General features: G+C 67.2%; 20 protein-coding genes. 11 read left to right on the top strand and 9 right to left on the bottom strand.

Annotation, left to right across the window (positions count from 1 at the left end; translation table 11 throughout):
- Window positions 1–3: 3 nt before the first annotated feature.
- Together LI337_RS01345 and LI337_RS01340 are read left to right on the top strand one after the other, a co-directional pair.
- Window positions 4–687, top strand: a complete 684-nt coding sequence (locus LI337_RS01345; RefSeq protein ID WP_227227915.1) for a PHP domain-containing protein — start codon at window positions 4–6, stop codon at window positions 685–687.
- Entirely contained in the window at window positions 687–1,814 is a 1,128-nt protein-coding gene (locus LI337_RS01340) for an asparagine synthase C-terminal domain-containing protein (RefSeq protein WP_227227914.1), read from the top strand. Before LI337_RS01345 ends, LI337_RS01340 begins: the two co-directional genes overlap by 1 nt.
- 46 nt (window positions 1,815–1,860) lie before the next feature.
- Here LI337_RS01340 and LI337_RS01335 read toward each other — a convergent pair whose 3' ends face one another.
- Window positions 1,861–3,570 (bottom strand): alkaline phosphatase D family protein, encoded by a 1,710-nt coding sequence (locus LI337_RS01335; RefSeq protein WP_227227913.1) that lies wholly within the window; start codon window positions 3,568–3,570, stop codon window positions 1,861–1,863.
- A gap of 299 nt (window positions 3,571–3,869) precedes the next feature.
- On the opposite strand from LI337_RS01335, the gene LI337_RS01330 reads away from it, so the two are divergent.
- From LI337_RS01330 to LI337_RS01290, 9 genes are all read left to right on the top strand, one after another.
- Window positions 3,870–4,946, top strand: a complete 1,077-nt coding sequence (locus LI337_RS01330; RefSeq protein WP_227227912.1) for a glucose 1-dehydrogenase — start codon at window positions 3,870–3,872, stop codon at window positions 4,944–4,946.
- Window positions 4,933–5,574, top strand: coding sequence for a transcriptional regulator GfcR (gene gfcR / locus LI337_RS01325; protein ID WP_227227911.1), 642 nt, complete (start codon window positions 4,933–4,935; stop codon window positions 5,572–5,574). Before LI337_RS01330 ends, gfcR begins: the two co-directional genes overlap by 14 nt.
- Before the next feature lie 86 nt (window positions 5,575–5,660).
- The gene (locus LI337_RS01320) at window positions 5,661–6,005 is read left to right on the top strand and encodes a glutaredoxin family protein (RefSeq protein WP_227227910.1); all 345 of its coding nucleotides are present in this window, start codon (window positions 5,661–5,663) and stop codon (window positions 6,003–6,005) included.
- Window positions 6,006–6,207: 202 nt separating this feature from the next.
- On the top strand, window positions 6,208–6,774 hold the full coding sequence (locus tag LI337_RS01315) for a DUF7110 family protein (protein WP_227227909.1): 567 nt from the start codon (window positions 6,208–6,210) through the stop codon (window positions 6,772–6,774).
- A 176-nt stretch (window positions 6,775–6,950) separates the two neighbouring features.
- Window positions 6,951–7,343 (top strand): hypothetical protein, encoded by a 393-nt coding sequence (locus LI337_RS01310; protein ID WP_227227908.1) that lies wholly within the window; start codon window positions 6,951–6,953, stop codon window positions 7,341–7,343.
- A gap of 434 nt (window positions 7,344–7,777) precedes the next feature.
- Window positions 7,778–9,898: a methionine--tRNA ligase gene (gene metG, locus LI337_RS01305; RefSeq protein WP_227227907.1), complete on the top strand. Its 2,121-nt coding sequence runs from the start codon at window positions 7,778–7,780 to the stop codon at window positions 9,896–9,898.
- Between the two features lie 138 nt (window positions 9,899–10,036).
- Window positions 10,037–10,912, top strand: coding sequence for a DUF7847 domain-containing protein (locus LI337_RS01300; RefSeq protein ID WP_227227906.1), 876 nt, complete (start codon window positions 10,037–10,039; stop codon window positions 10,910–10,912).
- 94 nt (window positions 10,913–11,006) lie between these two features.
- Window positions 11,007–11,696, top strand: coding sequence for a DUF8114 family protein (locus LI337_RS01295; protein ID WP_227227905.1), 690 nt, complete (start codon window positions 11,007–11,009; stop codon window positions 11,694–11,696).
- A complete protein-coding gene (locus LI337_RS01290) occupies window positions 11,693–12,565 on the top strand; it encodes an RNA methyltransferase (protein WP_227227904.1) in 873 nt (290 codons plus the stop codon). The genes LI337_RS01295 and LI337_RS01290 overlap by 4 nt, the downstream gene beginning before the upstream one ends.
- Here LI337_RS01290 and hemA read toward each other — a convergent pair whose 3' ends face one another.
- The 8 genes from hemA to priS form a co-directional block, all read right to left on the bottom strand.
- Entirely contained in the window at window positions 12,566–13,918 is a 1,353-nt protein-coding gene (gene hemA, locus LI337_RS01285) for a glutamyl-tRNA reductase (RefSeq protein WP_227227903.1), read from the bottom strand. It lies immediately after the preceding gene.
- On the bottom strand, window positions 13,918–14,571 hold the full coding sequence (locus tag LI337_RS01280) for a precorrin-2 dehydrogenase/sirohydrochlorin ferrochelatase family protein (protein WP_227227902.1): 654 nt from the start codon (window positions 14,569–14,571) through the stop codon (window positions 13,918–13,920). Before LI337_RS01280 ends, hemA begins: the two co-directional genes overlap by 1 nt.
- 566 nt (window positions 14,572–15,137) lie before the next feature.
- Entirely contained in the window at window positions 15,138–16,199 is a 1,062-nt protein-coding gene (ahbB, locus tag LI337_RS01275) for a siroheme decarboxylase subunit beta (protein ID WP_227227901.1), read from the bottom strand.
- 164 nt (window positions 16,200–16,363) lie between these two features.
- On the bottom strand, window positions 16,364–16,765 hold the full coding sequence (locus LI337_RS01270; RefSeq protein WP_227227900.1) for a DUF5778 family protein: 402 nt from the start codon (window positions 16,763–16,765) through the stop codon (window positions 16,364–16,366).
- 180 nt (window positions 16,766–16,945) lie between these two features.
- Window positions 16,946–17,359, bottom strand: coding sequence for a twin-arginine translocase subunit TatC (locus LI337_RS01265; RefSeq protein WP_227227899.1), 414 nt, complete (start codon window positions 17,357–17,359; stop codon window positions 16,946–16,948).
- 6 nt (window positions 17,360–17,365) lie between these two features.
- A complete protein-coding gene (gene bcp / locus LI337_RS01260; RefSeq protein ID WP_227227898.1) occupies window positions 17,366–17,830 on the bottom strand; it encodes a thioredoxin-dependent thiol peroxidase in 465 nt (154 codons plus the stop codon).
- A gap of 24 nt (window positions 17,831–17,854) precedes the next feature.
- On the bottom strand, window positions 17,855–18,865 hold the full coding sequence (locus tag LI337_RS01255; RefSeq protein WP_227227897.1) for a hypothetical protein: 1,011 nt from the start codon (window positions 18,863–18,865) through the stop codon (window positions 17,855–17,857).
- 16 nt (window positions 18,866–18,881) lie between these two features.
- The gene (gene priS / locus LI337_RS01250; RefSeq protein ID WP_227227896.1) at window positions 18,882–20,066 is read right to left on the bottom strand and encodes a DNA primase small subunit PriS; all 1,185 of its coding nucleotides are present in this window, start codon (window positions 20,064–20,066) and stop codon (window positions 18,882–18,884) included.
- Window positions 20,067–20,122 lie beyond the last annotated feature (56 nt).

Here is a 20,122-nt window from a genome sequence, read left to right as displayed (position 1 = left end):
ACCGTGTTATCGGTCGAGCTACACACACACTCGGCGTTGTCCTACGACGGCCGAGATCCGATCGATCTCCTCCTCTCGCAGGCGGCGGCCGTCGGTCTCGACGCCGTCGCCGTCACGGACCACGACGAGATCGACGCCAGTCTGGAGGCGGCCGAACTCGCCCCGGAGTACGGGTTGGTCGGCATCCCCGGCATGGAGGTGACGACCGCCGCCGGTCACGTCCTCGCGTTCGGCATCGACGAACTCGTGCCGGCCGGCCTCTCCTTCGACGACACCCTCGACCGCATCCACGAACAGGGCGGTATCGCCGTGATTCCCCATCCCTTCCAGAAGTCGCGCCACGGCGTCGCCCACAAGATCACCCGGGACCAACTCGCCAGCGCCGACGCCATCGAGGTCTACAACTCTCGACTCCTGACCGGCCGGGCGAACCGACAGGCAGAACGCTTCGCCGAGCGCCGGAACCTGCCGATGACCGCCGGCAGTGACGCGCACATCAGCGAGATGGTCGGACAGGCGGTCACCCACGTCGACGCCGACGAGGCGTCCGTCGAGGCGATCCTGGCGGCCATCGCGGACGGCCGGACCAGCGTCGAGGGCCGCCGGACGCCGTGGACGATCAGCTTCAGACAGGCCGCCGGCGGGGCGAGACGGCGAATCGTGCGCGGCCTCGCCGATCTGCTGTGATGCGCGGTGCCGACCCGGCGGTCGTCCGCGATGCGCTCTCGACCGCCGATCCACTCCCCGGCACGGCCGGCTTCGCGGGCGAACTCGACGGGCGACTCGTCCGGGACGTGCTCGGGCGTCAGCCGATCTTCTTCGACACGTTCTCGCCGGACTCCGACCGTCCGGCGTGGAGTTACGATCCCGAGGACCTGATCGAGCCGACGCTGCTACCTGCGGGGCACACGCTACGACTGGACGGCGACGACTCCGAGACCGACACAGTCGGTGACGCACCGCTCGACCGCACCGAGTCGGTCTGGACGCTCCCGGACCGCGATCCGGGCGAGTACGACGAGTCGGTCGCGCGCGTCGAGGCGGCCGTCCTGGAATCGGTTCGAGAGGTCGACGCCGAGAGACTGGCGGTCGCCTTCTCCGGCGGGATCGACTCGGCACTCGTGGCGAGCGGCGTGCCGGACGCGCCCTGCTACGTCGTCGGCTTCCCCGGCTGTCACGACATCGCGGCCGCAGAGGCGGCCGCCGACGCGATGGGTCGGGAGCTTCGGGTCGTCGAACTCACCCACGAGGCGCTGGAACGGGCGGTCCCCGAGGTGGTTCACGCCACCGGTCGCCGGAACCCGATGGACGTGAACATCGTCCTCCCGCTCTACCTGCTCGCAGAAGCGGTCGCCGCAGACGGCTACGACCGCCTCGCGGTCGGACAGGGTGCGGACGAACTGTTCGGCGGCTACGCGAAGGTCGCAGAGGCGGCCGACGACCCTCGCGTCGAGGCGGAGACGGTCCGGGGTGCGACCCACGAGATGATCGGCACGCTCGCCGAGCAGTTGCCCCGCGACGTGCTGGCACTCCGGCACGCCGGGGTCGAACCGGTCGCGCCGCTCCTCCACGACCGTGTCGTCGACGCCGCACTCGACCTGCCGGGTGAGGCGCTGGTCTCCGACGGGACGCGGAAAGTGGCGCTCCGGGCCGCCGGCGAGGGTGTAGTGCCCGAGTCGGTCGCCGGTGCCGACAAGAAGGCGGTGCAGTACGGCAGTTACGTCTCGCGGGAGTTGGATCGGCTGGCGCGGCAGGCCGGGTTCAAACGCCGGATGGAGAACCACGTCGGCCAGTACATCGAGTCACTGTTGTAGTCGCGGCGACCGGTCGCCGCCCGACCGTCCCGTCCGAGACACCCGGTCAGTCGACTCTCTCCAGTCTGGTCGTCCCGGTCGGAGTCCGGAACGACCGCAGGCGTCGGCGGTCGGGGTCGCGGACCGTCTTGTCGACGGCGTAGGCGTCCCAGCGACAGCCCTCCCGGTCGAACGTGACTGTCGTGTAGCCCCAGTGGTGGCCGTCGACGAAGCGCCAGTGTGGGTTCATCGCCCGGAGCAGGCCCGAGAACAACGGGCGCGTGATGCTGGCCGCGAGTCCCTCCTCGACGCCGACGGCCTCCGCGAGGTTGACGCTCGACACCGCCGGCGTCATCAGTTCGACGCCGACGGGGTCCGACTCCGTCCCGCGCAGCCGGTCCAGCAGATTCCCGACCGGCCCCGGGTGGCGGAGTCCCTGCCGGAGCGCGAGGAAGGTGTGCATGTCGCCGGTGATCGTGACGAAGTTCTCGGCCGCTCCGTCGGCGATCCGGACGATCTCGTCGCGTTCGTGCGCGAAGCCGTCCCACGCGTCCTGTTTGGGGTAGGCGGTCAGTGGGCCGACGCCGACCCGCATCGGTGCCGACAGCACCGCGTTCAGCCACACCGTCCACTGGGCGGTGCTCCCGCGACCGCGAAGCCAGTCGGCGAACCAGTCGAACTGTCGGTCACCGAGCATCGAACGGTCGGGGTCCGTCGCCCGTCTGAGTCCGATGGTGATACTGAGGGGGCTGATGGCTCCCTCGGGCGGGCCGTCGCGGTAGAAGCGCTCGTCGGTCAGCGCGAACTCGGCGAGGTCGCCGAACCTGATCCGACGGTAGAGTCGGAACTGCTCGTGCAGGTGGTCGGTCTCCGGGTGGTACTCGACTCGTGCGGGCGTGTACTCGTACCACGCTCTGATGCCGTCTGCGGTCAACTGGGTCGCGAAGTCGCCGTCGTCACCCTTCGGGTGGTCCGGCAGGACTGGTACACCGTGGTCGTGGTCCCAGTAGCGGTTGTTGGCGACGCCGTGGTCGTCCCACCCGGCGATCAGGGTGTGTGCCTCCAGTGCGTGCTGGAGGGCGCGGTCGCTGCGGTAGGTCCGGTGGCAGGTCCGGAAGTCGGCGAGCGAGTGAGCCACCGGTTCGCCGGAGGGGAGTTCGAACTGTCGGTCGGGCGGGGTCGGACTCCCGCGCCCCGCGAAGCGGTCGTCGGTGGCCTCGTAGATGAAGTCCCCGAGGTGGACGAGGAAGTCGACGTCCTCGCTTGCGACGTGGGTGAACGCCCCGAAGTAGCCGTGGACGTAGTCCTGACAGGAGACGACCGCGAGTCGGATCGACTCGGGCGAGGCGGTCGGGTCGGGGAGCGTCCGGCAGTGGCCGACGCGGCTCCGTGCCTCGTCGTACGCGAAGCGGTAGCGGTACGCGGTGTCGGGGTCGAGGTGACCCACGAGGTCGAGTCGGACGGTGTGGTCGTAGACGGACTCGAGCAGGTCGCCCGGGAGACGACCGGTCACGACCGGGTCGGAGAAGTCCGTGTCGTCTTCGCGGGCGACGGTCACCAGCAGCGGCGTGTCCGGGTCGTGCCGGTCGGGCGAAACGCGGGTCCAGAGAATCACGCCGTCGTGGGTGGGGCCACCGCTGGCGACAGACTGGGGGAATGCCTCGTCGGCGTGGGTCGGTGGCCCGGTCAGTCGGTCACCGTCGCCGACTTCGGGGTCGTCGAGGTCGGTGACCGAGGTGTCGGGCGCGTGGTCCGGGAGGACGGCGGTGTGGGTCATGGGTGGTCGACGCCGCGTGGTCGTCACACGGAGCTACACGGAGACGATTCAAGAAGCTACTGGCGAAAATTACGTGGCTGGACGGTCAGTCGTGCGACGAGGAAGTGGACGGACGGCGAGGGGTCGAGGTACGGAAAGTGGCACGGGTGCGGTGAGTGCCGACGTGGCTGGCTGGACATCGTCGCGGTACGGACACGTCGTGGGCTGGTAAGTCCGACGTATCCGGGCACCCACCGACACGTAGACAGTTTACTCACGATAGAATAAATCTTTTGGTGGCTGGGGTCCAAGCCTCGGATATGAAAGCCATCGCAGTCAGTCAGGACGACCGGTCGCTGGACGTGATCGAGAAACCACGTCCCGAACCGGCCGAGGGTGAAGCACTCGTCAAGACCCTCCGCGTCGGGGTCGACGGGACCGACCACGAGGTCATCGAAGGCGGTCACGGCGGCTTCCCCGAGGACGACGACCACCTCGTCTTAGGTCACGAGGCGGTCGGGGTCGTCGAGGACCCGAACGGGACTACTCTCGAAGTCGGAGACGTCGTCGTCCCGACCGTTCGCCGGCCGCCGAACGGGGGCAACGAGTACTTCGAGCGCGGCGAACCCGACATGGCTCCCTCGGGGATGTACCACGAACGCGGCATCGTCGGCGAACACGGCTTCATGGCCGAGTACTTCACGAGTCCGGCCGAGTTCCTCGTCCCGATTCCGGCTGAGATGGCCGACCTGGGCTTCCTCGTCGAACCACTGTCCATCACGGAGAAGGCCATGGAACTCGCGGAGGCGTCCCGGTCGTCGTTCACGTGGGACCCCGAGACGGCGTTGATCCTCGGCAACGGGAGTCTCGGTCTCCTGACGCTGGCGATGCTCCGAAACGACGAGAACTACGACCGACTGTACATGCTCGGGCGGCGGGACCGGCCCGACCCGACCGTCGACCTGCTGGAGGAACTCGGCGCGACCTACGTCGACTCGCGGAAGACGCCCGTCGACATGATCCAGGAGGTCCACGAGCCGATGGACTTCGTCTTCGAGGCGACCGGCTACGCCAAACACGCGGTCCAGTTGGTCCACGCCCTCGCGCCGAACGGCGTCGGCGCACTGCTGGGTGTGCCGGGACCGTGGGAGTTCGAGTTCGACGGCGGCGCGTTCCACAAGGAGTTCGTCCTGCACAACAAGGCGCTGGTCGGCAGTGTCAACTCCCACGTTCGGCACTTCGAGTCGGCAGTCGACCACCTCGCGGAGATGGACGACTGGTTCTTCGACGATCTGATCACCGGCGTCTACGGACTCGGCGAGTTCGAGCGAGCCTTCGAAGACGGGGACACGATTATAAAAACCGCCGTCGAATTCGCTCAGTATGAAGAACGTTGACGACCTGATCGCCAGCGCCGCCGAGTTGGCGGAGCGCGGCCTGTCGAAAGGCGAGATCGCAGACGAACTGAACGTCTCCCGCGAGACGGCGAGTTGGCTGGTCGAGCGCAGTGGCGCGTCCAGCACCGCCCCGGCGGTCACGGGCGACGAACCGGCCGGCGGGCCACACGACATCCACGTCGACTGGAACGCCATCGGCCGGGACAGCGCGCGACTCACCTACGCCGGGCAGGCGCTCGCCGATCTGCTCTCGAAGGAGGGCGACGAGGTGGACCTCTCCATCGGGATCGAGAAGGCCGGCGCGCCGCTGGCGACCGTGGTCGCGAAGGATCTCGACACCGATCTGGGCACGTACGCGCCCCGCAAGCACCAGTGGGAGGAGGGCGACATCGAGGACCTCGGCGGGAGTTTCTCGCGGAACTTCGCGCAGATTCGCGGCCGCGACTGTTACATCGTGGACGACACGATCACGAGTGGGACGACGATGACCGAGACGGTCCAGGCGGTCAAAGAACAGGGCGGGAACCCGGTCGCCTGCGGTGTCCTCGTGGACAAGCAGGGCGTCGAGGAGATCGAGGGAGTCCCGGTCTACTCGCTCATCACGGTCGTCCGCGTCGGCAACGAGTGAGCGCGGCGGTGCCACCGGCACTGTCGGTGGTCGCACTCGGACCCGCCGTCGCAACCCATTTGCGTGGCGACTGCCTACTGGGAGCCATGACGTTCCAGCCCGGAAGCGATCTCTCACAGGAGGAAGTGACCGACCGCGTGGACAGCGCCATCGCGGACAACGACGTGGTGCTGTTCATCAAGGGCAACCGACTGATGCCGCAGTGTGGCTACTCGAAGCGCGCGCTCGAACTCGTGAGCCAGTATCAGGAGGAGTTCGAGACGGTCGACACGCTCGAAGCCTTAGAGGAGTACCGCGCCGCGCTGAACGACCACAGTGGCTGGGAGACCATCCCGCAGACCTACGTCGACGGCGAGTTCGTCGGCGGGAGCGACGTCCTCGCGGAACTGGACGAGCGCGGCGAACTCGAGACGACGCTGACGGGCGAGTGAGGCCGCGAACACCGGGGATCGCGCTCGAACGTAGCGTCACACGCCGTGCGGTGTGCTACCGTTCCGTCGCCGTAGAGACGACAGTTTACGAACCCGTGACCCGCGAATCAAAGAGTAGGCCCTATAACCCCACGGCACCAATATCCGGCACGTACAGTCGGACCGTCGCCGGTCAACCGATCACCCTTCACTCACCACACACATGACAGGCCGCGTATTCAGACTCCACTCGACGCTGGAACTGCCACTCGAAGACGTAGAAGAGTACTTCGAGAACGACCCCGAGCTGCCGTCGGAGATCGACTCGATCGACATCACCCGACGGAACAACACGCTGATCATCAAGGCGGTGTCCTCCGACGAGAGCATGAGCAAGTACACGCCGACGGCCCAACTCAAAGCCAGCGTCACGGAGACGCGGGTCTACGAGGAGGAGCCGCCACGAGCAGGCGGCCCGCAGTGGGGACAGGAAGAGGAGGAGGAGATCCCCTCGGAACTCGTGGAGTTCGCCTGCTTCAAGGGTGATCGGGAGACGGTCCTCCAGAACACGGCACTCCAGTATCCGATGTTCCTCGTGCTTCGGGAGATCGCCCTGCGGTCGGAGAAGGGGACCCTGACGGCGATCACCGAACTCGACGGCGAACTCCACGCCCACCGCATCGTGGAGGGCGAAGAGCGGCCTGCCTCCATCGAAGTCGCGGAGACGCCCGGCAGCGAGTCACAGGCCGGGAACGGTGTGAACTGGCGCGACAACAAGTTCATCAGCTAATACACTACCTCGCCCGGAGGTGCCACTCGACCGGGTCTGTTACTCTCTCGTTTCCATTCGACGACCTGCGGTTACAGAGGTCCGAATCCGGAGTATCCAAACGAAGCGACTCCGCGTGCGAATCGAAATCGTTCGGTTGCGTAAGGATAATTGAACTCCATCATCGACTGTCACGTATGAAACGTCGGCGACTGATTCTCGGTGGTCTTTCGATAGGTCTCGTCGGTGTCGGGAGCGGTTGTCTCTCGGACCTGCATTCGAACGTGAGAGCCACGGAGATAACGGAGGTCGAAGTGTGGAACGCCGACGACTCCGGTCACACGTTTCAGGTGTCGGTGTTCGATACGAACGGGGAGAAGACCTATCAGAGATCTATCGAACTCGAAGGTGCGTCGGGCAACCGCGTCACGAGGGAGGTTCTCTCGGATGCTCCGGACACAGCGGCCGAAGTTCGAGCGAGGGTTGACGACAAAACCGACGAGAAGACGTTGGACGGGTACGAACGTCCGGTCCAGTTGAGTATCAAGTACAACGCCGACCAACAGCTGGCAATCGTCGATTTCGTGTAACCGGTGGGTCCCACCGATGACGCGACCGAAGCAACGCGTTGCTCGGTCGGCGTCACTCATCGACTCGGCAACATCCTTTACTAATGCGACCGACAACAGAGAGTCGTGACGGTCCACGCCGACTCGCCGACCTGCGCGATGCGTTCGATGCACCTTCTGTAGCACCGGGTGGACCACTCGGTCACGGCCTTCCGGTAGGACGGGAGCCCCGTGACCGACCGCGAACCTCGGTCGTCTCGACTGCCGATCAGCACCGCGACCGACGACCGAACAGACGCGGAACGACCGGGTTCGACCCGGACGACCGCGACCGACAGAGACGATGCCACAGACGACACGACCACACGAACGAGTTCCGACACCGACGACAGTCGCACCGACCACGCCGACCACAAACCGGCGGGCTTTAGGCCCGCATACAGGATGACACACACATGAGCCACGAGGAGTTCCCGACCGAGGACCCGGCGGTGGTGACGTGCGGGTTGCCCTACGCCAACGGCGACCTGCACATCGGTCACCTCCGGACCTACGTCGGCGGCGACGTGTACAGTCGCGCCCTGCGCAGAGCGGGCCAGCAGACCGCCTTCGTCAGCGGGTCCGACATGCACGGGACGCCCGTCGCCGTCAACGCCGAACAGCAGGGCGTCTCGCCCGAGGAGTTCGCACTGGGCTACCACGAGACCTACCGCGAGACGTTCCCGAAGTTCAACGTCGACTTCGACAACTACGGCCACACTCACGACGAGACGAACACCGAACTGACACAGGAGATCGTCCAGACCCTCGAAGCCGAGGGCTACGTCTACGAGAAGGAGATCATGGTCGGCTACGATCCCGAGGCCGACCAGTTCCTCCCCGACCGCTACGTCGAAGGGACCTGTCCCTACTGCGGTGAGCACGCCCGCGGCGACGAGTGTGACGAGGGCTGTGGCCGGCACCTCGAACCCGGCGAGGTGGAAGACCCGGTGTCCACGATCACCGGCAACCCCGCCGAGTACCGCGAGCGCAGTCACAAGTTCTTCGCGGTCTCGGACCTCCAAGAGTACCTCCAAGAATTCATCGACCGACTGGAGGGCACCTCGAACGCCCGGAACCAGCCCCGCGAGTGGATCGAGGGCGAACTCCAGGACTGGTGTATCACGCGCGATCTGGACTGGGGCATCGACTACCCCGGCGAGAACCCCGAGGACCTCGTGTTGTACGTCTGGGTCGACGCCCCCATCGAGTACATCTCCTCGACGAAGCAGTACACCGAGCGTGTCGGCGCGGACGCCTACGACTGGGAGGAAGTGTGGAAGCGCACCGAGTCGAGCGACGGCGGCGAGATCGTCCACGTCATCGGCCGGGACATCATCCAGCACCACACCGTCTTCTGGCCGGCGATGCTCCACGCTGCGGGCTACGCCGAACCGCGTGCCGTGATGGCCTCCGGGTTCATCACGCTCGACGGCAAGGGGTTCTCGACGTCCCGCGACCGCGCGGTCTGGGCCGACGAGTACCTCGACGAGGGGTTCCACCCGGACCTCCTGCGGTACTACCTCGCCACGAACGGCGGGTTCCAACAGGACGTGGACTTCTCGTGGGAGAAGTTCCGCGACCGCGTGAACACCGAACTGGTCGGCACGGTCGGCAACTTCTGCTACCGGTCGATGCTGTTCGCCTACCGGAACTACGAGGGTACCCCGGACGCGGGCGTCTCGGCCGAGGTCGAAGAGCGCATCGAACGGGCGATCGACGAGTTCCACGCGGGCGTCGACGACTACTCCATCCGTGCGGTCGGCACCGCGGCGGTGGAACTCGCCCGGTTCGGCAACGAGTACATCCAGCGCAACGAACCGTGGAAGCTGACCGACGCGGACCCCGAGGCGGCCGCACAGGTCATCTTCGACTGCGTCCAGATCGCCAAGGCGCTCGCGGTGTTGTTCCAACCGGTCGTCCCCGGCAAAGCGCAGGCGCTCTGGGAGCAGTTAGGTGAGGACGGCGCAGTCGCCGACACCGATCTCTCGGCCGCGCTGGACGCTCCGCCGGCCGACTTCGACGAACCCGAGGAACTGTTCGAGAAGATCCCCGACGAGCGCGTCGAGGAACTGAACGAGAAACTCGCCCAGCGCGTGGCGGAGAACGCGCCCGACGAGCAGGACGAGGCGGAGAGTGCGACGGACGCAAACGACAGCGACACCGAGGACACCATGACAGACGACAGCGACACCACGGACTTCGAACCGCTCGCAGACGACCGCATCAGCTTCGAGGAGTTCCAGAACCTCGACGTGCGGGTCGGCGAGATTCTGACCGCCGAGGGCATCGAGGGGGCCGACAAACTGGCGAAGCTGACCGTCGACATCGGTATCGAGGAGCGGCAGATCGTCGCCGGTATCAAGCAACTCCACGACCTGGAGAGTCTGCCGGGGACGAAGGTCGTCGTCGTTGCGAACTTAGAGCAGGCAGAGCTGTTCGGCGTGGAGTCGAACGGGATGGTGCTGGCGGCCGGTGAAGAGGCCGACCTCCTGACGACCCACGGCGACGCGGTGCCGGGGACGAAAGTGAAGTAACCCAGTCACTTCCGCGCCCCGAGTTCGACAGGCCGAACACGGGCGCGACCTCACACGCTGGAACCGACGGACTGACCGACGATCGCCGACCGACACCGCAACCGAACCCTTATTTTCGGTCGGTGTGAGCCGGGTGACATGGCAGCCCTCCGAGAACTCCGTCGCGCGTTCGGGACGCTGGTCTCCCACCCGGCCGTCCTCGTACTCGCAGTCGCCCTCGCAGTCCTCCGTCCACCGCCCGCGCTTCGATACCTCTACGGGCCGATCTACCTGGTCCTCGCGGGACTGACGTTCTTCGTGACGCCCGTCGTCCTCGTCGCCCTGCTGACCCGCGCAGACGACGCCCTGCGGGACCGCGAGCCGAGTTCACTCGTCGCCGCAGTGAAGGACCGCTACGCAGGCCTGCTGGTCGGTAACCTGGGGTTCGTCGGCCTCCAGTTCGGCGTCAACCTCGCAGTCGGACTGTTCGCGGCGCTGATCCTCGTCGTCCTGCTGGTCGTCGGCGTCGGTCTCGGCGGACTGGCAGACGGCGGAGCCGCCACCGCGACCACGACGGGCACCGACTCGGCACTCCCGACCGCACTCGCCGGGGTGACGCTGGTCGGCTACCTCCTGGTCCTCCTGTTCGGCCTCGTGGGGTTCGGTGTGAACCTGCTCGTCGACTTCGCGCTCGTCTTCTACAAGCCGGCTATCGTCGTCGCCGACCGCGACGTGGGCGACGCCTTCCGGGAGAGCTACCATCTCGTCCGCGAGAACCTCGGCACTGCTGGCGGGTTCTACGTCCTCCGACTCGCGGTCGGCCTGCTGTTCGGGGGGATCGCTCTCGCACTGGCAGTCGTCGTCTTCTCGGTCGGCGAACTCGGTTCCCTGCTCGAGACCTCGCGTGGGGGACTGGTCGTCCTGCTGGCCGTCGTCGCGGTCGCGTACCTCAGCCGGTCGCTGACCTACGCGATCACGCTCCCGTACACCGTCAACGTCTACCAGTTCCTCCGATACCGTGACGAGCAGGCTTGACCTCGCGGCCGGGTCGCCAGCCGTCGACCCACCGGGGCGTGGACGGTGACCGGGAGTCACGCCGTTTTTATCCGGGCGCGACCAACGTCCGCCGATGGCGAAAGTCAGTATCGGGCTCCGCGGCTGGCGGTTCGAGGAGAGCGAGGTGTTCACCGACGCGGGGGAGTTCAAGCCACTGGACGAGATCCCCGACGACCCCCGTCACCGGCTGATCCGCCTCCCGATCCTGCTCGACAAGCCCTGTGACGCCTGTTACCTCGACCACGGCGACGAGCACATCGAGCAGTGTCGGCAGCCGACCGTCGTCTACGGTGAACCGCTGGCGGAGGTGCTGGTCTGTGATCGCCACGAGATCGACTTCCTCTACTGGTTCCGCGAGGCCGGCGGCCGCGAGTTCGTCGGCGAGGACACCTTCGCCGACGCCTTCCACGAGTGGTACGCCGAGGGGAACCACGCGCCGGAGGGCTCCGCCGGCCTCGAACACGTCGACACCGACCCCGACGCGCTGCCGGACCCGCCGGACCAAGAGGAGATCCAGCGCCGGATCGAGGCGACCGCCGAGCGCGCCCCCGAGGAGGATCACATCGACATCCGGGAACTCGCCAAGCGCGCGAACCCGGACCGGGAGATCCCCGACGAGGACGACGCCGGCACGGTCACCGCGACCAGCGAGGCCGAGGGGACCGACATCGACGACACCGACGACGACTCGGACTCCGACGACGGCGACGGACTGGACGAGGACGACATCCCCGACCTGAGCCAGGACTACCCGACGAAATGAGCGAGGAGGCACCCGCCACGGACTCGGACGGGTCGACTGCCGACGGCTGGCAGAAGCCGGTGGTGGTCGTCGTGGACGCCGAGACGCCCGGCAACGTCGGTACCATCGCGCGGGCGATGAAGAACTTCGGGCTCTCGGAGTTGAAGCTGGTGACCCCGCCGCCGCTGGAACCCGACGGCGAGGCATACGGCTTCGCCGGCCACGCTCGCGAGGACGTGCTCCCGAACGCCGAGGAGGTGACGTTCGACGAGGTGGTCCAGAACTACCACACGGTCGGCTTCACCGCGATCACCAACGAGGACAGCCGCCGGCACGTCCGGTGGCCCTTCACCACGCCGGTCGAACTCCGCGAGACGCTCCAAGAGGTCGACACCCGAACCGCACTCGTCTTCGGCCGCGAGGGGAAGGGGCTGAACAACGACGAACTCGCCCGACTGGACCAGGTCGCGTCGATTCCGGCCAGCGAGGAGTATCCGGTGATGAACCTCGGACAGGCCGCGACGGTCGTGTTGTACGAACTCCGGGAGCTGACACTCGACGAGACGCAGTTGCCTGACCCTGACCAGTCGCGCGCGCCGGAAGCCGAGATAGAACGCTTCTACGACTACTTCGCGGACTTTCTCGACCTGAGCGACCACAAGGCGCACAAACAGGGGAAGACGAACCGGATGATCCGCCGACTGATCGGCCGCGCCCACCCGACCGACCGGGAGATGGCGACGCTGCTGGGCGTCTTCCGGCGCGCGAACGAGAAACTACGGCGCGCGGAGGGTGCGTGGGACCGACCGGCGAGCGGAACCGAGCAGTCTGACGACGTGGGCAGTGCTGGTGGACACGGCGACGTCGACTCCGCGAGCCGAGAGAACTGATCAGTCGTCGCCGAACTGTTCGCGGACGAACTCCGGGACGTCGGCGTCCTCGGGGATCTCCTCTGGCATACTGCCGCGGGGCTCCGGTGCACTCGGCAGGTCGGGTGCGTCCGCGCCGAACTCGGGATCGAACAGTTGGATCGCGCTCTGGATGGTCGTCCAGTCGTCCTCGCCGGCCGCCTCGCGCAGACTCTTTGTCGGCGCGGCCAGCAGTTGACCGACGAGCGAGTCGGCCAGCGCCTCGACCGTCTCGCGCTGTTCGTCGGTGAACTCGCCCTGCGATTCGAGCTTCGAGATCGCACGGTCCACTTCGGTCGTCTTCGTGCGCTCTGCGCCCTCGTACATCGCCGAGATCACCTCGTCGGCGCGCTTGCGCTTGAAGCGAGCCAGGAGGTGCTCGAACTCCTCGTCGATCATGCGCTCGACCGCCTGTGCCTCGGCCTCGCGGTTCGACTCGGTCTCCTTCGTGATCTGCTTCAGATCGTCGATGTCCCGGCGTTCGACGCCCGCGAGGTCGTCGATCGCGGGGTCGGCGTCGCGTGGCTGAGCCAGGTCGACGACGAACGTCTCCCCGGCGTCGGCGAGCGTCTCGGGTGTGATCGCGTAGTTCGGTGCGCCAGTCGCGGTGAACACTACGTCCGCCTCGCCGACCGCGGTCGGAACCGCGTCGAGTCCGATCGCCGACGCCTCGCCGACCAGATCGCGGACGACGTGGTCGGCGTGCGGGACGGTCCGGTTGGCGACGATCACGTGGTCGACCGCGCTCGCGTCGAGGGCGCGGGCGGCGAGGGTGCCCATCTCGCCCGCACCGATCACCAGACCGGTCGCGCCGTCGAGGTCGATCCCGCGGTCCGCGAGTGCGACCGCCGCAGAGCCGAGCGAGGTGATCCCCTCGTTGATCTCGGTCTCGGTGCGGGCGCGTTCGCCGACGTGGACCGCCTTCCCGAGTGCGTCGTCCAGCATCGGGCCGATCCCGCCGACGGCGCGGGCTTCCTCGATCGCCGTCGAGAGTTGGCCGAGAATCTGGTCTTCACCGATCACGAGCGACTCCAGGCCGGCGGAGACTCTCATTAGATGCCGGAGACTCGCCTCGTGGTCGAGTTCGACGACCGCGCCGTCGCGAACGTCCGGCGCGAAGTCAGAGAGCGCTCGGCGACCGGCGGCCGCGTCGCTGGTGACGACGTAGGCTTCCGCCCGGTTGCAGGTCTGGAGCGCGAAGGCCTCGTCGACCCCCTCGCGCGTCAGGAGTGTCTCGACTGCGGTGCGCTCGTCTGCGAACCGCGCGGACTCGATCTCGTCGACCGTCGCCCGGTCGTGGGAGACGCTGACGCCCGTGATCACGGACAGGTCCATCACGACGAGTCACCCCCAACTGTGTTCCGTATCACTCGCTGTGCCTCTCGTCGGGCCTTGGATTCGCCCCTACGTAAACCCTTCCAAACCGACGGAGATCGCACCACGGCTCGGACCGCGTCCCGTCGCTCTTCTGCCGTCATATCGCGGGTCTTCAACTCGCTGCGCAGGTCGGCGGTCAACTCGGCCATCGCCCCCGCGTCGGCGATGTCGGCTTCGATCTGCTCGCGGAGGTGTTTCGCCAGCGCGGGACTCGCGCCGCCGGTCGAGATGGCGACAGACACGGACCCGTCCTCGACGGTCGCCGGGACGACGACGCTGTCCACGTCGCGATCGCTCCCCGAGCGGTCTGCGCGATTCACGAGTGCGCCGGCCGCGCGGGCCGCCGCCGCCGCCGCCGCGTTGAGGTCGGGGTCGTCGGTCGCGGCCACGACCAGTGCCGGCCCCACGCGGGCGACCCACCCGCGGACGCCCTCGGCGTCGGGTGCCTCGCGGACCAACTCGGCGTCGCCGAACGCGCGGTCGGCGAACGCGGGGCTGACGACGACGACGCGGGCCTCCTCGGCGAACCGGCGGGCCTTGCGCGCCCCGACCGGCCCACCGCCGAAGACGAGGACCGTCTCGTCGCTGAAGTCGTGGTAGAGTGGGATCACGCTACTGCACCTCCGATTTTCGGTTGGTGACAGCCGCCGGTATCGATCTGGCGACGACACACTTCCCAGTCGAACGGGCTGGCGCGACCTCGTGTCGCGCCGGCGGGTTCGGGGAGGCGCTCGCGCTGAAACCGACTGGGCCACCGGGTGTTGCACGATTGGTCGCAGAGTCCACCGGGTGGGACTGAAAGGGGCCGGCGGTCTCGTGAACGAAGTGAACGAGACGTTGGAGAGCTTCGCTCTCCAGAATCTCGATCCCGCCCCGACGACGTAAGCACTGGACTGAGGGCTGGCGGGCTTGCCCGCCAGTCCGAGGGAAGCGCGCATCGAGTCGCGGGCGTCTTCGTGAGGGAACCGAACGAAGGCTTGTCAGAGCGTGCCGCTGACAGTGGTCGAGACGGCGGGGGCTTTCACCGCTCGTTATCGCCGACTCTCTCGACACCAACTGTGTCTGACGGGGGCTTTCACCTCCTGTCGTCGGCGACTCACCTGCCAGTCCCGGCGACCACCTTCGCGCCCCAGACGACTTCGACCACACCACCGGCCTCGACATCCGAGTCACGGGCTCACTCCGTGTTCGCGTCCGCTCGTTCGTCCAGCCTGATGCCCGTCTTCTTCAGGATCCGCGTCGAGAACAGCGAGTCCCAGTCGTCCTCGCCCACGTCCCAGAACTCCTGCATCGTCTCTCTCACTTCCCGAATCCGCTGCTGGCTCTCCGCGTCGCTTCGTCCGTGGGTCATGGCGAAGAAGTTGTACGGCCAGACGCCCTCGTGGCGCGGGCGGTGGTAGCAGTGCGTGACGAACGACAGCCCCGCGACCTCCGGGCCGACCTCGTCGAGCAACTCGTCCGGAACGTTCCAGACGGTCATCCCGTTCTCGGTGTACCCCAGCGCGTAGTGGTTCGGGATGACGCCGACCCGGCGCACCTTCCCCTCCTGCTCGAATCGCTTGATCGTCTCGATCACCCAGTCTGTCTCCGCGTCGATCGCCTCGGCTACGTCCGCGTAGGGCGTCGCGGTGATCGGCAGGCCGCCCTGAATCTCGACTACCAGATCGCGCTCCTGTGGCGTGAGCGTCCGGCGGTCGGTGGGCGTCACGTCCGGCCCGAGATGCGAGAGATCCACGTCGCCCTCCGGAATCGGGCCATCGACGTAGAACTTCGCCTCGACGCGGAACTCCTGCTGTTTCGGCAGGTTGTACGTCTCCTGGCCGGTCTCGGCTTCGATCTCGGCGAGGACTTCCTCGACACGAGACTCCTCGGCGACCGAGACGACGAACCACATGTTGAGGTGTGGGTGCTCGCGCTCGTAGTTGTGCGCGACCTCGATGTGGCCGTTCACCTGCTCTGCCACCGCGTCGAACCGCTCCGGCGGGGCGTGCATCGCCACGAGGGTCGCGGTGCCGCCGATCTCCTCGGCGTTGACCAGCGCGCCGAACCGCGAGAGCACACCCGACTCGTCGAGTTCTTGCACGCGGGCGAGCAGTTCGTCGCTCGTCACGTCCACGCCACGGTCCCGGAGCGCGGCCGCAGCCGGCTCGAAGGGCCGAGCCGTGACCGGGAACCCGCCCTGGAAGGCGTTGATGATCGCCCGGTCGAGCGTCGAGAGGTCCGCGTCGACCTGTTGCATACCGTACTCGCAGGGAGGCGCGAGCATAAACGCCACGTTCGGCGGTCAGTCGACGACGGGAACCGACGACTCGGTCGGCCTCTGTGGGCGGCCACTCGACCGCCCTCCAAGAACGACTACTCGACCGCCCACTGTGGATCGATCGCTCGATCGCCCCTCTGACCTTACGACTCGACCAGTGTCGTCGCGTCCACGTGGTCCAGTTCCCCGACCGCCTCGGCGATCGCCTCGCTGTCGGCGGTCGCCTCCCAGTAGAAGACCAGGTCGAAGGTGCCCTCGCGGAGTAGCTGTTGGCACTCCCAGACGAACTCGTCGTCTCCGAGCGTCAGCCCCTGAAACTGGTTCGAGGAGAAGTTCGTGTCGTCGTTGCCGGCGTAGATGTACGCCTCCCCTTTCCCGGCGTGCTCGTAGATGACTTCGTTCAGCGCGACGGTCAGTTCGTGCATCTCCAGATCCTCTCGTCCCGAGAGGTCGGTGTGGACGATCAGCCCGGTCAACTCGATCTCGCCCGGTTCCAGCAGTGCCTGCGTCCGCTTGTAGAGGTCCTCGTCCAGCGTCTCGCTCATACCGACGACTCCTCACGCGACGTACAAACTGATGACGGTTTCCTCGTCGGGTGGCCGGGAGATCGAGATCGACGAACCGAGTGAGAACTGACAACACTGGGAGGATTCACGCGTTGCAGTCGTCGGATTTTCACCGGAAACGTGGTGTGTGCGGAACCGACCCACGACCCGCTGTGTCGCTCACGCCGTCGGGTCCTCACCACCACCAGTGCGGTCACGGTGTCGGTAGCCGACGAGAAGCGCCCCGACGAACATCATCGGTGTCGCCCACAGCACCTGCGCCAGGGGATCGGGTGGGGAGAACACTGCGCCGATCACGAACGCCGCAATGACCACGCCGGCCCAGTCGCGGGCCACCAGTTCCCGACGCGTCGGCGGAGTAGTGCGCTCCCCGCGCCAGAACAGGTACGCGAGCAGATACGGCGGGAAGCCGACCGCCAGCACCCCGTCGAACCACGGACTCCGGCGACCGCGACTCGCCGCGTCGGTCACGACCCAGTACGCGAGGCCGGCGACTCCGACGAGCCATCCGAGAAGGACGAACCCGAACAGGGCGTACTCGGTGATCCCGAGTTGGAGGAGGGCGACGGTCATCCGAACCTACTCCGCGTCGGGCAGGTCGGCCAGAATCTCCTCGGCGTGGTTCTCCGGCGAGACGCCCTCGTAGACCGACTCGATCTCTCCGTCCGGACCGACGACGTACGTGTTCCGGAAGACGCCGTCGAAGGTGTTGCCGAACATCGACTTCTCGCCGTAGGAGTCGTACGCCGACGCCACCTCGCCAGACTCGTCGGACAGCAGGTGGAAGGGGAGGTCGTGTTTCTCGGCGAACGCCTGCAAGTCCCGGACCGGGTCGTCGCTGATCCCGACGACCGAGACGCCGCGCGCCTCGAACTCGTCGATGTTGTCGCGGAAGCCGCAGGCCTCGGTGGTACAGCCCGGTGTGTCCGCACGCGGGTAGAAGTAGACCACGACGTGCTGACCGGCGAAGTCCGAGAGCGAGACCGGCTCGCCGTCCTGGTCGGGCAGTTCGAAGTCGGGGGCAGTGTCGCCGACGCTGAGCATATCTCACCCTGTCGCCGACCGAACTTAGTCGATGCGCTCGGCGGCGTCCCGTTCGAGGAGTGGGTCGGCGTTCGCCGACGGGAGCGTCACCACGTCCTCTGTCGAGAGGTCGTACTCGCGTTCGTCCACGCCGAAGATGGCACCCACGTCGCGCGTGATCCGCACCGTGGTCCGGTCGGTGTCGTCCGCCGACTGTGTGTCGCCCGCACTCGCCGAGACGCCCTCGGAGTCACTGGCGGGGTCGTTGTTGGCCGAAGGCGCTGGCGATCCTCCGGAGCCACCAGGCGACTCATCGGCGTCGGCCGTGACCGCCCCGCCGTCGCTGGCGGCACCCTCCGCCGGCGGTTCGTCGGGGGGGATCGGTCTGCCGTCGCCGCTGTCGCCGGACTCGCTCGAAGCGCGACTCTCGGCGCTCGGTGCGTCGGTCGCTCCAGCGGTGTCGTCACCACCCGCCATCGCGTCGGCCAGCATCCCGCCGCCCCCGCTCTCACGCTCGGGCGACTCCCTGTCGGTCGTCGCCCGCCCGTCTGTCGCGCCTGCTGTCGCCGAGTCCGGCGGACTCGGCTCGCTCGGTGTCGGCGTCTCGCCGGGAGCGGCGGGTGACGTCTCGGCAGTCGCCGACTGCTCTTCGGTGCTGGTCTCGTCGTGTTTGCCCGCCAGCGTGTCGAGGACGGTGGTCTTGTTCTGTTCGATGCGGGCCACGAGGTCGTCGAACAGTCGGCGTTCCTCGGTCGTCATGCCGTCCTTCTCGACCGGCATGTCGGCGGCCGCGAAGGAGGCGAGTTTGACGACTTTCCCCACGCGGCGCTCGTAGACCGCCTCTGCGACCTCCTCGGCCGTCTCGATCTCGTCGGAGAGTCGGCCGACCTCCGGCGAGGAGAAGGGGTCGTCGGCCTGCTCTGCGGCGCGCGAGCGCTGTGCTTTCAGATCCTCGATGTAGGTCGCCACGTCGGCGTAGAAGGAGTCCCGCAGGTGCTGGAGGCTGTCCTTCTTGCGCTCTTTCATCTGCACCGTGCGGAGTTCGTCTAAGTTCACGTGTGAGCCTCCGAGATCATTGTTGCACCTTCTCTGCCTGTCCGCGTGCCATCAGGAAGACGCCGACGTGTTCGGGTACAGAGTGTCTGCCTGCCGACAGTGTAAAACTATCGCCACCCAGTCGCCCCTCGACCGGGTCCATCACCTCGACTGCGATCTCCCGGTCGGTGAACCGCGCCGGCACCGCGTCCACCAGTGGGTCGAAGTCGGCCAACTCGCCTCGGTCGAGTCGAACGACACGCAGGCCACTGCCGCCGTGGAGACTGCCGGGGAACCGGATCAATCTGTTCGTGTCGGTCGTCACCGGTTCGTCGATCGGCGCGGTCTCGGCGTCGATCCGGCCGCCGGACTCCACGCCGACCGTCTCGCGGGCGATCGCCTGCAGCAGTGTCCGGACGCCCGGTCCGCCGGCCTCGACGTTGCCGCGCTGGATCGCGTCGGGGTTCGCCTCCACCGCGCCGAGGATCGTCGTCGCCCGGCCTTCCCCGATCCCGTCGAGTTCCTGGAGACGGTCCATCGCGTCGTCCTCGTCCATCTCCTGCAACTCGGCGACGTAGTCGAGCAAGTTTTCGTGAACGCGCCGACCCCAGCCACCCTCGGTGCGAAGCACGCGCCGTGGCGTCCCCTCGACGGCGCGCGTCTCGATCAGCCCGTCCAGATCGAGGTCGTTCGCCCGGATGTAATCGACGATCTCCCGGCGCTCCTCGCTGTCCAGTTCCGCGACGCCCTCGTCCCGGACGTGGACGTGGTAGCCGCGTCCACCGGAGAAGACGACTTCGGTGTCGGTGAAGGCGAAGTCGTCGTCCAGTAGATCGAGCAGGCGCAGCAGCGCGTCCTTACAGGCCGACAACATCTCGGCGTAGCTGGTCGCCTCTGGATCGACGCCCGGCAGGTGATCTGCGTCGAGGTCGAAGACGAGGTCGGCCGACTCCCAGCCCTTGTCGGCCATCCGACTCGCGCCGGGGTCCCGGAACCGAGCGGCCGAGAAGTAGACGTGTCGCGGGGCGTCCTCCCGCAGAAACGTGGCGAGATCGCCGAGGTCCAGCAGTGACTGGTGGCGGATCATCGTCGTCCCGGTGCCCGAGGTCCACGGGATGTGGCCCCACTCCCGGCGGTCGGCGGCCGGCGGGAGGTCGAGATCGACCCCCCGGTAGTAGTCCCGGAACCGGCCCTGCAGGTATCGACGAGTGCGCCCCTCCATCGCTCTCCGTGTCTTGTCGAACCGGCCGCAAAACCGTTTCCCTCTGCGCCCACGAG

Source organism: Salinirubrum litoreum (genome assembly GCF_020567425.1).
Taxonomy (GTDB): Archaea; Halobacteriota; Halobacteria; order Halobacteriales; family Haloferacaceae; genus Salinirubrum; species Salinirubrum litoreum.
Note: the sequence above shows the minus strand (reverse complement) of the source record. Positions and strands in the feature narration are given on the sequence as shown.